Source organism: Micromonospora parva (assembly GCF_040649675.1).
Taxonomy (GTDB): domain Bacteria; phylum Actinomycetota; class Actinomycetes; order Mycobacteriales; family Micromonosporaceae; genus Micromonospora; species Micromonospora parva.
This window is the reverse complement of sequence record NZ_JBEZFX010000002.1, coordinates 658,650-671,414: the sequence shown is the minus strand read 5'-3', so window position 1 is coordinate 671,414 and position 12,765 is coordinate 658,650. Positions and strand designations below refer to the sequence as shown.

14 protein-coding genes are annotated in these 12,765 nt (G+C 70.8%); 8 read left to right on the top strand and 6 right to left on the bottom strand.

What is annotated here, in order from left to right:
• Positions 1–16 precede the first annotated feature (16 nt).
• From AB0C03_RS08315 to prcA, 6 genes are all read left to right on the top strand, one after another.
• Positions 17–1,564 carry a DUF2142 domain-containing protein gene (locus tag AB0C03_RS08315; protein WP_357635472.1) on the top strand — a complete coding sequence of 516 codons (1,548 nt, stop codon included), beginning with the start codon at positions 17–19 and terminating at the stop codon, positions 1,562–1,564.
• A gap of 141 nt (positions 1,565–1,705) precedes the next feature.
• Positions 1,706–3,223 carry a depupylase/deamidase Dop gene (dop, locus tag AB0C03_RS08310; RefSeq protein ID WP_036411579.1) on the top strand — a complete coding sequence of 506 codons (1,518 nt, stop codon included), beginning with the start codon at positions 1,706–1,708 and terminating at the stop codon, positions 3,221–3,223.
• Between the two features lie 104 nt (positions 3,224–3,327).
• Complete coding sequence (locus AB0C03_RS08305) at positions 3,328–3,543, top strand: ubiquitin-like protein Pup (protein WP_030332902.1); 216 nt, start codon at positions 3,328–3,330, stop codon at positions 3,541–3,543.
• A 133-nt stretch (positions 3,544–3,676) separates the two neighbouring features.
• Positions 3,677–4,120: an endonuclease VII domain-containing protein gene (locus AB0C03_RS08300; RefSeq protein ID WP_357635469.1), complete on the top strand. Its 444-nt coding sequence runs from the start codon at positions 3,677–3,679 to the stop codon at positions 4,118–4,120.
• Complete coding sequence (gene prcB, locus AB0C03_RS08295; RefSeq protein ID WP_030332906.1) at positions 4,039–4,878, top strand: proteasome subunit beta; 840 nt, start codon at positions 4,039–4,041, stop codon at positions 4,876–4,878. Before AB0C03_RS08300 ends, prcB begins: the two co-directional genes overlap by 82 nt.
• A gap of 64 nt (positions 4,879–4,942) precedes the next feature.
• Positions 4,943–5,764, top strand: a complete 822-nt coding sequence (gene prcA, locus AB0C03_RS08290; RefSeq protein WP_030332908.1) for a proteasome subunit alpha — start codon at positions 4,943–4,945, stop codon at positions 5,762–5,764.
• A 61-nt stretch (positions 5,765–5,825) separates the two neighbouring features.
• Here prcA and AB0C03_RS08285 read toward each other — a convergent pair whose 3' ends face one another.
• From AB0C03_RS08285 to rfbB, 6 genes are read right to left on the bottom strand one after another with little or no spacing between them, the layout of a single operon-like run.
• A complete protein-coding gene (locus AB0C03_RS08285) occupies positions 5,826–6,854 on the bottom strand; it encodes a glycosyltransferase family 2 protein (RefSeq protein WP_030332910.1) in 1,029 nt (342 codons plus the stop codon).
• Positions 6,851–8,164: a polysaccharide biosynthesis protein gene (locus AB0C03_RS08280; protein WP_357635463.1), complete on the bottom strand. Its 1,314-nt coding sequence runs from the start codon at positions 8,162–8,164 to the stop codon at positions 6,851–6,853. The genes AB0C03_RS08285 and AB0C03_RS08280 overlap by 4 nt, the downstream gene beginning before the upstream one ends.
• Entirely contained in the window at positions 8,161–8,862 is a 702-nt protein-coding gene (locus tag AB0C03_RS08275; RefSeq protein WP_030332914.1) for a glycosyltransferase family 2 protein, read from the bottom strand. The genes AB0C03_RS08280 and AB0C03_RS08275 overlap by 4 nt, the downstream gene beginning before the upstream one ends.
• Positions 8,855–9,226 carry a DUF2304 domain-containing protein gene (locus AB0C03_RS08270; RefSeq protein WP_030332916.1) on the bottom strand — a complete coding sequence of 124 codons (372 nt, stop codon included), beginning with the start codon at positions 9,224–9,226 and terminating at the stop codon, positions 8,855–8,857. Before AB0C03_RS08270 ends, AB0C03_RS08275 begins: the two co-directional genes overlap by 8 nt.
• On the bottom strand, positions 9,223–10,110 hold the full coding sequence (rfbD, locus tag AB0C03_RS08265; protein WP_357635460.1) for a dTDP-4-dehydrorhamnose reductase: 888 nt from the start codon (positions 10,108–10,110) through the stop codon (positions 9,223–9,225). Before rfbD ends, AB0C03_RS08270 begins: the two co-directional genes overlap by 4 nt.
• Positions 10,107–11,108 (bottom strand): dTDP-glucose 4,6-dehydratase, encoded by a 1,002-nt coding sequence (gene rfbB, locus AB0C03_RS08260; RefSeq protein WP_030332920.1) that lies wholly within the window; start codon positions 11,106–11,108, stop codon positions 10,107–10,109. Before rfbB ends, rfbD begins: the two co-directional genes overlap by 4 nt.
• 85 nt (positions 11,109–11,193) lie before the next feature.
• Here rfbB and rfbA point away from each other — a divergent pair, with 85 nt between their 5' ends.
• Positions 11,194–12,084, top strand: a complete 891-nt coding sequence (gene rfbA / locus AB0C03_RS08255) for a glucose-1-phosphate thymidylyltransferase RfbA (protein ID WP_210857778.1) — start codon at positions 11,194–11,196, stop codon at positions 12,082–12,084.
• Entirely contained in the window at positions 12,081–12,704 is a 624-nt protein-coding gene (gene rfbC / locus AB0C03_RS08250) for a dTDP-4-dehydrorhamnose 3,5-epimerase (protein WP_030332924.1), read from the top strand. The genes rfbA and rfbC overlap by 4 nt, the downstream gene beginning before the upstream one ends.
• Positions 12,705–12,765 lie beyond the last annotated feature (61 nt).

The window sequence follows — 12,765 nt, the reverse complement described above, 5'->3', positions numbered from 1 at the left end:
AGCGCAGAGAACCGCGATGACCGAACAACCTGCGGCCGGCGACGGCGCCGTCGCCGGCACCCGCCGGGTCTGGATCCTGGCCTTCGTCGGCTTCCTGCTGACCATCGGGGCCTGGTCGGTCGCCGCCCCCTACGACGGCACACCGGACGAGCGGGAACACATGATCCGCGCCGCCGGAGTGGCGGCGGGCGAGATCGCCCCGCCGCCGGCCGACGCCAAGAAGGGCTCAGGGGCCTTCCAGGACGTCCCCGCCGGCCTGGTCAGAGAACAGTGCTGGCAGTTCAAGCCGGCCGTCTCCGCCGCCTGCGCGGTCCCACCGGGCAGCGACGACACCCCCGTACGCGCCGGCACCGGCGCCGGTCGCTACCACCCCGTCTACTACGCCCTGGTCGGCTGGCCACTCGACCTCTGGCCGGGCTGGTCCGGGGTGCTGCTCGCCCGGTTCATCAGCGCCGGCATCGCCGCGGCGCTGCTCGCCAGCGCGTTCGTCGTGGCGGTGACCTGGTCCCGCCGCCGTCTGATGATCGCCGGGCTGCTGGTCGCCGTCACCCCGATGGCCGCCCAGATGGCCAGCGCCGTCAACCCCAACGGCGTGGAGATCGCCGCCGGCGTGGCGTTCTTCGCCGCGACCATCCCGCTGTTCCTGGACCGCCGACCCAAACCGCACCACGGGCTCCTCATCCTCGCCGGCATCAGCGGACTGCTGCTCGCCATGCTGCGGCAGACCGGGCCCCTCTGGTTGGCCGCCGCGTTCGTCGCCTTCGCCTTCCCGTGGCGGCAGAGCAACGTCGGCCGGCTGGTGCGCGAGAAGGCCGTCTGGTGGTGGGTCGGCGGCATCGCCGTGGCAGCCGTCACCGCGGTCGGCTGGGGCGTCGTGATGAAAACCTCCGACCTCGGCAAGTACGGCGGCCACGTCTACACCTACGGCCAGGCCGCCCTCGCCGAAACCGACCGGTGGCGCGGCTACCTCGACCAGATGGTCGGCGTGACCTCGTGGCTGGACACCCGAATGCCCGCGCCGATCTACCTGACCTGGCAGTTCGTCGCCGCGACACTACTGATCGGCGCGTTCGTCTTCGGCCGGCTGGTCGACCGGTGGCGGCTGCTCGTCCTGATCGTCGCCGGCACCGTGGTGCCGTCCGTGATGCAGGTGGCACTGGTCAAGCAGACCGGGTTCGTCACCCAGGGCCGCTACATGCTGCCGATGCTCGCCGGGGTGATGCTCTTCGCCGCGTACGTCTGGGAGGAACGCGGCCTCGACGCCACCCGCAGCCGGACCCTGGTCCGAATAAGCGTCATCCTGCTCCTGCCGATCCACCTCTTCGTCCTCATCCTGACGATGGTGCGGTGGCAGGACGGGCTGCCCAAATACCTGACCTTCCGCACCTTCAACCCCTTCGCCGGCGACTGGCACCCCCCGCTCGGCTCGATCACGCCCCTGCTGGCGAGCGTGCTCGGGCTGACACTGCTCGGCGTCCTCGCCTGGCGGGTCTCGATGCGCCCCCTCGACGAGGCCGACGAGACGGCGTCAGCGATCTCCGAGCCAGCCCCGGATCCTCGCTGACCGGCCGACCGGCCGACCACGCCCGGTGCGGGCGTTGCTGTCGGATTCGGACTAGGCTGGAGCGCAGGGCCGATCGAGCGGTAACGCACCGGCCGGCGGGGGCGTGGACCGGTACGTCAGCGAGCTGAAGCGGGGCGCGGCATGAGCGTACGGCGAATCATGGGCACCGAGGTCGAGTACGGCATCTCCGTGCCCGGACAGGCCGGGGCCAACCCGATGGTCACCTCGTCGCAGGTGGTCAACGCCTACGGGGCCCGCCCGGAACTCAACCGGGGCGGTCGGGCCCGGTGGGACTACGAGGAAGAGTCACCGCTGCGCGACGCCCGCGGCTTCACCTACTCCGGCGCCGCGTACGACCCCGCCGAGGCTCTCGCCGACGAAGACCTCGGCCTGGCCAACGTGATACTCACCAACGGCGCCCGGCTCTACGTGGACCACGCCCACCCCGAATACTCCACCCCGGAGGTCACCACCCCCCGCGACATCGTGCGCTGGGACAAGGCCGGCGAGCGGGTGATGGCCGAGGCGTCCCGCCGGGCCGCCACCATCCCGGGCACCCAACCGATCCACCTCTACAAGAACAACACCGACAACAAGGGCGCCAGCTACGGTGCCCACGAGAACTACCTGATGCGCCGGCAGACGCCGTTCGCCGACATCGTGGCGTACCTGACGCCGTTCTTCGTCACCCGCCAGATCGTCTGCGGCGCCGGCCGCGTCGGCATCGGCCAGGACGGCGGCCAGAGCGGCTTCCAGATCTCCCAACGCGCCGACTTCTTCGAGGTCGAGGTGGGCCTGGAAACCACCCTCAAGCGGCCGATCATCAACACCCGCGACGAGCCGCACGCCGACGCCGACAAGTACCGCCGGCTGCACGTCATCATCGGCGACGCCAACCTCTCCGAAATCTCCACCTACCTCAAGGTCGGCACCACCGCCCTGATCCTCACCATGATCGAGGAGAAGGCGCTCGGCGCCGACCTCGGCATCGCCGACCCGGTCAGCGAGCTGCGCGCCGTCAGCCACGACCCCTCACTGACGCACCGCATGCGGCTGCGCGACGGCCGCCGGCTCACCGCGCTGGACCTGCAGTGGGCCTACCTGGAGCGGGCCCGGTCCTTTGTCGAGGACCGGTACGGCACCGACGCCGACGAGCAGACCGTCGACGTGCTCGACCGCTGGGAGAGCGTCCTGGACCGGCTGGGCCGGGACCCGATGCTCTGCGCCGACGAGTTGGACTGGGTGGCCAAGCTGCGGCTGCTGGAGGGCTACCGGGAGCGGGAGAAGCTCGGTTGGGGCTCGCACAAGCTCCAGCTCGTCGACCTGCAATACTCCGACGTCCGGCCGGAGAAGGGCCTCTACCACCGCCTGGTCAGCCGGGGGGCGATGAAGACGCTGCTCACCGACGACGAGACCCGTACCGCGATGACCGAGCCCCCGGAGGACACCCGGGCCTACTTCCGTGGTCGCTGCCTCGCGCAGTACGCCTCCGAGGTGGTCGCCGCGAGCTGGGACTCAGTGATCTTCGACGTGGGCCGGGAGTCGCTCGTCCGGGTGCCGATGATGGAGCCGGAGCGGGGCACCCGCGCGCACGTCGGTGCGCTGTTCGACCGCTGCGCCAGTGCCAAGGACCTGCTGGAGACGTTGACCGGGGGCTGACGACGCGCCCGGATGCCCGTCGTGTGCCGTAAGCCGGCGCGCGGCGGGCTTTTCGTCGCCCGCGCGAGGTAAGTTCATCGCAGACGATCGTGGAGGAGGCAGCAGTGGCCACTCATGACAGCGGCGGCCAGTCGCAGTCCGGCAAGTCCCGTCAGGGCGAGGAAATCGAGGACGTCACCACCGAGGCCAACCCCGAGGTGGCCGAGCGGCACGCCGAGATCACCGAGGACGTCGACGACCTCCTCGACGAGATCGACTCCGTCCTCGAAGAAAACGCAGAAGAATTCGTGAGGGGTTACGTACAGAAAGGGGGTCAATAGGGGTAAATGTCCGATTTGACCGAGCCGCCGGGCAAGACATGCCCGCAGTGCCAGAGAGTGCTGGCCTACAGCGAGTTCCACCGTGATCGGCGCCGGGTGGACGGCCTGGCCTTCTACTGCAAGGCGTGCGCCAATGCTCGGTCCGAGGCGAGCCGCCGCAAGCGGGGCATCGGCCCGCAATGGCCGGTACAGCTACTGCAAGCCCTGCCACAACGCCCGCGGCAAAGAGACGGCGCAGCGGCTCTACGGCGGGACACGCGAGTACCACCTGCGGCGGAGGTACGGCGTGGGGGAGAAGGAGTTTCAGGAGCTCCTGGCCGAGCAGGGCGGGGTCTGCGCGATCTGTGGCGGCGCCGACCCGCAACATCTGGACCACGATCATCGCACCGGATGGGTGCGCGGGATACTCTGCTTCAACTGCAACGGTGGTCTTGGCCAGTTCCGTGACAGTCCCATGAGGCTGGCCAGGGCGATCACGTACCTGAGAGGAACCACGTGGCAGCGGGCTTTGATCCATCCGGGCGTCTACCAGATGTGTTCACCAACGCGGGGACGTCCTCCTTCACGACGTTTCTGAGTCGGGTGGCCCCCGAGATGCTGCCCGGTCGGCGACCGCTGCCGCCGGGCATGGCCGCCGACCTGGCGCCGCACGCGACCACCATCGTCGCCATCGCGGCCGCCGAGGGTGTGGTGATGGCGGGCGACCGACGGGCCACCATGGGCAACCTGATCGCCCAGCGTGACATCGAGAAGGTGCACCCGGCCGACGCGTACTCGCTGGTCGGCATCGCGGGCACCGCCGGCATCGGCATCGAGCTGATGCGACTGTTCCAGGTGGAGCTGGAGCACTACGAGAAGATCGAGGGCGCGATGCTCTCGTTGGACGGCAAGGCCAACCGGTTGGCCTCGATGATCCGGGGCAACCTGGGGGCGGCCATGCAGGGGCTGGCCGTGGTGCCGCTCTTCGCCGGGTTCGACCTGGCCGCCGCCGACCCGGCGCGGGCCGGTCGGATCTTCAGCTTCGACGTGACCGGTGGCCCGTACGAGGAGACCGGCTACGACGCGATCGGGTCCGGGTCGTTGTTCGCCAAGTCCGCGTTGAAGAAGCGGTTCCGGGCCGGGTTGTCCGTCGAGGACGCGACGCGGCTGGCGGTCGAGGCGCTCTACGACGCGGCCGATGACGACACCGCGACCGGTGGGCCCGACCTGACCCGCCGGATCTACCCCGTGGTGATGACCGCGACTGCCGAGGGCACCTACCGGCTCACCGACGCCGAGACGGCGACGATCGCCGAGGGCGTGGTCGCCGGCCGGATGGAAAACCCGGGCGGCTAGGCCCGCCCGCCCACCCCCACCTGCCAGCAGTCGTCAGCACAGCCCCGTTAGGAGAACCGCCGCCGTGGCCATGCAGTTCTACGCCTCGCCCGAACAGATCATGCGTGACCGCTCCGAGTTGGCCCGCAAGGGCATCGCTCGCGGGCGCAGCGCCGTGGTCCTGAGCTACTCCGGCGGGGTGCTCTTCGTCGCGGAGAACCTCTCCAGCGCCCTGCACAAGGTCAGTGAGATCTACGACCGGATCGGCTTCGCCGCGGTCGGCCGGTACAACGAGTTCGAGAACCTGCGGCGGGCCGGCGTGCGGATGGCCGACCTGAACGGGCTCAGCTACGACCGTCGGGACGTCACCGGTCGGGCCCTGGCCAACGCGTTCGCGCAGACCCTTGGTGCGATCTTCACCGAGCAGTCGAAGCCGTTCGAGGTGGAGATCTGTGTGGCGGAGGTCGGGGCCACCCCCGCCGATGACGAGTTGTACCGGCTCACCTACGACGGTTCGGTCAATGACGAGCCGGGGCGGATGGCGATGGGTGGTCAGGCTGAGGCCATCACCGGTGTGCTGAAGTCCAACCACCGGCCGGACATGTCGCTCGGTGAGGCGGTGAAGGTCGCGGTGCAGGCGCTCAGCAGCGTCGGTGGGGAGGGCGGCGCCGCTCGGACGATCGCCGCGAACCAGCTCGAGGTGGCGGTGCTGGACCGTCAGCGGGTCGGCCGGACGTTCCGGCGGATCACCGGGGCCGCGCTGACCGCGTTGCTGGACGGGAAGGCGGCACCGCCGGCGAGTGACCTGCCGGAGACGCCGAGCGTGCCGACCGGGGAGGCGGGCAAGCCGACCAGTTCGGCGGGCTCCGCGGACCTGGAGGATCGACCGGGGCAGGCCGACAGCTGATCGTGTGAGCAGGAAGCGCCGGGGTCCGCGTGAGCGGGCCCCGGCGCTGTCGTGTGGTGGGTCAGCGGCGGGGGAGCAGCGGCCGGGCGAGGGCCCAGTAGCCGGCGGCGACCGCGTTGAAGACGCCCATGCCGGGGGGTGAGTCGACGTTCGAGGGGGCGACCCGGGCGGTCATCAGCTCGGCGATCACCCCGTCGGGTACGGTCCGTTCGGCCTGGAGTTGACGGCGGCGGGCACCCACCCAGGATCTGTTGCGCCACAGCCAGCCCCAGCCGCGGGTCTTCTGCCGGGTCCAGCCACCGGCGAGCGCGGCGGCGAGCATGGCGGCTTCGGTGAGCAGCAGCATCGGGGCGAGCAGCACCAGGGTGCGGGTCTGGTAGGCGGTGAGCAGGGTGACCAGCCGGTTGCGTTCGACCAGGTAGAGCTTCAGGTCGTTGCGGGAGAACTCGTAGTGGTGGCGGACGACGGCGTCGGGGACGTACTCCAGGCGCAGGCCGCGTTGCCAGAGCCGCAGGCTCAGCTCGGTGTCCTCGTGGTAGGCGAAGTACTCTTCGGCGAAGCCGTCGAGCTCCTGCCAGCGCTGCCGGCTGATCACGAAGCAGCAGCCGCTGAGTGACGGGACTCTGGTGCGGACGGCGTGGGCGGTGGCCGGTTCGCCGTTGCCGCCGGCCCAGGACAGGCCGGTGAAGTGCAGCGGGTTGCCGGCGGTGTTGATCAGTTCGGGGGTGTCGGCGAGCCGGATGGAGGCCATCGCGGCACCGACGCCGGGTTCGGCGGCGACCGCCACCGTCTTGGCGAGGGCGTCGGGGGCGACGATGGCGTCGGAGTTGACGAAGGCGAGCCAGTCTCCGGTGGCCTCGGCGGCGCCGATCCGGCAGCCGCCGGAGTAGCCGGTGTTCTGCTCGGGGCGGACGACGCGCACCTGAGGGAAGCCCTTGACGATGTCGATGCCGTCGCCGGTGCAACCGTTGTCGACGACGACCAGTTCGATGTCGACGTCGGTGCTGGCGAGGACGGCGTGGGCGGCGTCGACCAGGTACGGCTCGGCGCCGTAGGCGAGCATGACCGCGGTCACCTGTGGGCGGGTCATCGGATGCCTCCGGATGCGGCAGGGGCGGCGGCCTCGGCGAGCGGCCGGGTGGGGGTGGTGGGTCGGTGGGCGCCGCCGCGCAGCAGCACTGTCGCCATGGTGGCGGCCACGATGACGGACCCGATGGTGTACGCCAACTCGACTCGCAGGGTGACCGGGGCGGGGATCAGCGTGACGGCGATCAGGGCGGCGACGCCGGCGGTCCAGGCGAGCGCCTGGGCGCGGTGCCGGTCGAGGGCGAGCAGGGCCTGGCCGAGCACCATCGCCCACAGGTAGGCGAGGGTGGCGGCGGCCAACCAGGCGAAGTCGGCGTGGCCGAGAACGCCGGGTGCGTCGAAGAGGGCGCCGACCAGCCACGGGCCGAGCAGCACGGCGCCGAGGGCGCCGGCGAGGCCGAGGGCGGTGACGATGCCGAGTGCCCGGCGCAGCAGGCTGTGGAAGCCGGCCTGGTCGCCGGTGGTGGCGGTGGTGGCCAGGCCGGGCAGTAGTGACGCCTGGAGGGAGCCGAAGACGAACAGGGGGATGCGGACCAGCACGAGGGCGCTCAGGAGCGCGCCGGCGGCTGCCGCGTCGGAGGGCGCGAGTAGTTGCACGTTGATCACGCCGATGTTCACCACGACCTGGGAGAGCAGGCTGGAGGCGGTGAGCAGGCCGAGGCCGCGCAGCAGGGTGGCCCAGGCGACCGGGGGCCCGGCGCCGATGGCGCGCAGCACCGGTGGCAGGGTGACCAGGACGCTGACCAGCGGGGCGGCGACGAGTACGAGCCCGTACCAGACGGGGGAGGCGACCCCGGCCAGCCCGAGCAGGGCGACCATGATGATGCGCAGGCCGCCGTCGATCCCGAGTTGGGTGCCGTACCAGGGGAACAGTTGCAGGCCGGAGAGGACGCCGCGGGTGGCGTAGGCGACGGCCATCGCGGCGAGTGCGCCGATGAGCACGGTGACCAGGTTGCCGTCGCCGGCGAAGAGCTTGTCGGCGAGCGGCTGGCGGCCGATGGTGACGGCGGACACCAGCACGGCGAGCAGCACGGCGGCGACGGTGACGCCGCGGGCCAGCACCGGTCCCGGGGGCAGCCCCTGGCTGTGCCGGGCGGCGACGATCCGGGCGACTTCCTGTTCGATCGGCATGAACACGCCGATGCCGAGGGTGAACACGATCGACCAGAGCACCGACAGGGCGGAGTAGTCGGCGGTGCTGAGGCTGTGGCCGGCGACCGCGAGGTGCACGTAGGAGGCGAGGCCGAGAAGGCCCAGCCCGGCACCAACAGCGATGGTGCCGGGCGGGATCAGGCGCAGCAGGCGACGGATCACCGGCGAATGAGGGCCAGCGTGAGGACGGCGAACGCGCGGCCGAGGTAGATCATCGCCCGGGCGGGGGAGTGGCTGGGTGTGCCGGCCATCCGTTTGCGCATGGCGACGGGCACCTGCCGGATGCGGTATCCGCGGCGGGCGGTGTGGACCAGGGTCTCCACGGTGTCGCCGAGGTATTCGGCCGGGTACCAGGTGGCGAACATGTCGATGACCCGCCGGTTGGCGGCGCGGAAGCCGGACGTGGTGTCGGTGAGCTTGGTGTGGGCGACCCGGGACAGCACGGCGGAGAGCATCACCATCGCCCAGCGGCGGGGGCCGCGGACGGTGTAGTCGCCCTCGCCGGCGAAGCGGGCGCCGATGACGAGGTCGTTGTCGTCGAGCAGGTCGACGAGCTTCGGCACGTACCGGGGGTCGTGCTGGCCGTCGGCGTCGATCTGGATGGCGACGTCGTAGTTGTGGTCGCGGGCGTAGCGGTAGCCCAGGCGCATGGCCCCGCCGACGCCGAGGTTGTACGGCAGTTTCGCGACTGTGGCGCCGGCGGCGGTGGCGACGGCGGCGGTGCGGTCGGTGGAGCCGTCGTCGACGACGAGCACGTCGACGCCGGGCAGTTCGCCGCGGACCTCGCCGACGACGTCGGCGATCGAACCGGACTCGTTGAGCGCCGGGATGATGATCAGTGTGCGTTTGCCGTTAACCATCGGTCGACACCAGTTCGTCACGGGCCGCCCGGTCCGCGTCGATCTCGGCGCGCAGCAGGGCGAAGTCCTCGGCCAGGGTGCGGGTCTCTTCTTCGAGTGCGCTGACCTCCCAGCTCAGGTGCACGCACACGAGCAGCAGGAAGACGATGCCGAGGAAGAGCACCAGGCTGACGCCGGAGGCGACGCCGAGGAGTTCGGCGACGTTGTCGAGCAGCCGGGGGAACAGGGACAGCGGGATCACGACGACCAGTACGGCGAGCCAGAGCATGCCGTACTTCTCGCGCAGCTGACGGCGGCGCAGCAGCTCGACGATGGTGCCGAGGAGCAGCAGGCCGGTCAGGCCGGTGACGAGGGTGAGCTTCATGCGACCTTCCACGGGGCGGGTGGAGCGGGGGAGTGGAACGCGTCAACCAGGGCGCTGTGCCAGTCCGGAAGCGGGGGCAGACCCACGGCTGCCCAGCGGCTGTGCCCTAGCACACTGTACGCAGGCCGGGGGGCGGGACGCGGATACCGGTCGCTGGTGGTGGGTCGAATGCGGTCCGGGTCCAGCCCGGCCAGCGTGAATGTGGCGCGGGCCAACCCGTACCAGGTTGTCTGCCCGGTGCAGGTGCCGTGGTAGACGCCGGGCGGCGCGTTGCCGGCCACTGCCGCGTCGGCGAGCGCGACGAGTCGTTGGGCGAGCGCGTAGGACCAGGTGGGTTGGCCGTGTTGGTCGTCGACCACGTCGAGGTGTTCGCGGTGGGCGGCGAGTTGGAGCATGGTGGCCACGAAGTTCGGGCCGTGGGCGCCGTACAGCCAGGCGGTGCGTACCACGTACCCGGTGTCGGGCAGGAGGCGCGCGACGGCCTGTTCGCCGACGAGTTTGCTGCGGCCGTACGCGTTGACCGGCGCGGTGGGCGCGTCCTCCGGGTAGGGGGTGTCCGCGTTGCCGGCGAGGACGTAGTCGGTGGAGACCTGGATCAGTCGGGTTCCGTCGGCGGCGCAGGCCGCGGCCAGGTTGGCCACGGCGCCTCCGTTGACGGCGGTCGCCGCGGCCTCGTCGGCTTCGGCGGCGTCGACGTTGGTCCAGGCCGCCGCGTTGATCACCAGGTCGTGCCCGGCGACGGCGGCGTCCACCGCCGCGCGGTCGGTGACGTTCAGGTCGGCGCGGGTGGCGGCGGTCACCTTGAGGTCGGGTCGTGCTCCCAGCACGGTGACCAGGTCCCGGCCAAGCATTCCGCCCGCGCCGGTGACGAGGATTCGGGTCATGCGGCCGGGGCGGACTTGAGGGGTTCCCACCACGTGCGGTTGTCCTGATACCAGCGGACGGTGTCAGCGAGGCCCTGGTCCAGGGTGATGCTGGGGTGGTAACCGAGCTCTTCGCTGATCTTGGTGATGTCGAGCGAGTACCGGCGGTCGTGGCCCTTGCGGTCGGTGACCGGGACGACCCGGTCCCATCCGGCGTCGCAGGCGTCCAGGAGCAGACCGGTGAGTTCCTTGTTGGTCAGTTCGGTGCCGCCGCCGATGTTGTAGACCTCGCCGGCGCGGCCCTTCTGCTGCACGAGGGCGATGCCGCGGCAGTGGTCGTGCACGTGCAGCCAGTCGCGGATGTTGCCACCGTCGCCGTAGAGGGGGACGGTGCCGCCGTCGAGGAGGTTGGTGACGAACAGCGGGATGACCTTCTCGGGGAACTGGTACGGGCCGTAGTTGTTGGAGCAGCGGGTGACGACCACGTCCATGCCGTGGGTGCGGTGGTACGACAGCGCCAGCAGGTCGGAGCCGGCCTTGGACGCCGAGTACGGCGAGTTGGGGGCCAGGGGCCAGGTCTCGGTCCAGGAGCCCTCGTCGATCGAGCCGTAGACCTCGTCGGTGGAGACGTGCACGAATCGTCCGGTGCCGTGGCGCAGCGCCGCGTCGAGCAGCGTCTGGGTGCCCAGCACGTTGGTGGTGACGAACGGCGCGGCGCCGGCGATCGAGCGGTCGACGTGTGACTCGGCGGCGAAGTGCACGATCACGTCGTGCCCGGCGACGACCTCGTCGACCACGACCGGGTCGCAGATGTCGCCCTGCACGAACCGCAGTCGCGGGTCGTCGCGGACGGGCGCGAGGTTGGCGAGGTTGCCCGAGTAGGTCAGCTTGTCCAGGACGGTCACGGCGGCCGGCTCGAGCGGCGGCACGCCGTCGGCGCCGCCGAGGGGCTTGCCCAGCAGCAGGCGGACGTACTCCGACCCGATGAATCCGGCTCCGCCGGTGACGAGGATCCTCACGGGTCCGGAAGTATACGCGACGGGTGGCGCTAAGCCCGGTATGCGACCCCCGCACAACCTGTCCGGGTGCGGCTAGGCTTCCCCGGTGCGCGGAATCCTACTTGCCGGCGGCACCGGGTCCCGGCTCTGGCCGATCACCCGGGCGGTCTCGAAGCAGCTGATGCCGGTCTTCGACAAGCCGATGATCTACTACCCGCTCTCCACCCTGGTGATGGCCGGGGTCCGGGAGATCCTGGTGATCACGACTCCGGACGACCAGGACCAGTTCCGTCGCCTGCTCGGCGACGGTAGCCAGTTCGGGCTGCGGCTGGAGTACGCCAGCCAGGAACGCCCGGAGGGCATCGCGCAGGCGTTCATCCTCGGCGCGGACTTCATCGGCGACGCGTCGGTGGCGCTGGTCCTCGGCGACAACATCTTCCACGGTGTGGGCCTGGGACGGCAGCTCGCCGACCACGGTGACCTGGTCGGCGGGCGGGTGTTCGCCTATCAGGTGGCCAACCCGCAGGAGTACGGCGTGGTCGACTTCGACGCCGATGGCCGGGTGCTCTCGATCGAGGAGAAGCCGGCCCGGCCGAAGTCCCGGTTCGCGGTGCCCGGCCTGTACTTCTACGACAACCGGGTGGTCGACATCGCGCGCAAGCTCACCCCGAGCGCGCGCGGCGAGCTGGAGATCACGGCGGTCAACGAGGCGTACCGGGAGTGGGGCGAACTGTCGGTGACGGTGCTGGATCGGGGCACCGCCTGGCTGGACACCGGCACGTTCACCTCGATGATGCAGGCCGCCGAGTTCGTCCGGGTGGTCGAGGAACGGCAGGGCCTCAAGATCGGTTGTGTCGAGGAGGTCGCCTGGCGGGCCGGCCTGATCGACGACGCGCAGCTGCGCGCGCTGGCCGAGCCGCTGACCAAGAGCGGCTACGGCGACTACCTGCTCCGGCTGCTCAGTGAGCAGGCCGAGCGCGACGGGGGTTCCTGGTGAAGATCCGGGAGTTGGGCATCGAGGGCGCCTGGGAGATCACCCCCCAGCAGCACGGTGACCCGCGTGGCATGTTCATGGAGTGGTACCGCTTCGACAAGCTCGCCGAGGCGGTGGGGCATCCGCTGCGACTGGCCCAGGCCAACCTGTCGGTGTCCGCGCGTGGCGTGGTGCGCGGCGTGCACTTCGCCGATGTCCCGCCCGGGCAGGCCAAGTACGTGACCTGTGTGCGGGGCGCGGTCCTCGACGTGATCGTGGACCTGAGGGTGGGTTCGCCGACCTTCGGCCGGTGGGAGGGCGTCCGGCTGGACGACACCGACCGTCGGGCGGTCTACCTCAGCGAGGGGCTGGGGCACGGGTTCTGCGCGTTGACCGACGACGCGACGTTGAGCTATCTCTGCTCGGCCACCTACAACCCGACCGGCGAGCACGCGGTGCACCCGCTGGACGAGGAGCTGGGCATCGAGTGGCCGGCGGAGGTTCCGTTGCTGTCCGCGCGTGACGACGCGGCGCCGACCCTCGCCCAGGCGCGCGAGCGGGGTCTGCTCCCGGAGTACGACAGCTGCCGGCGGTTCGTGGCGAGCCTCGGCCCGGACGGAATGTCGCACTCAACCGGTATGTGACAGCGCTCGGGGCACGACCTGTGGTCTGACAGTGACGAACCGGGCCCCCAGGCGGCTAATG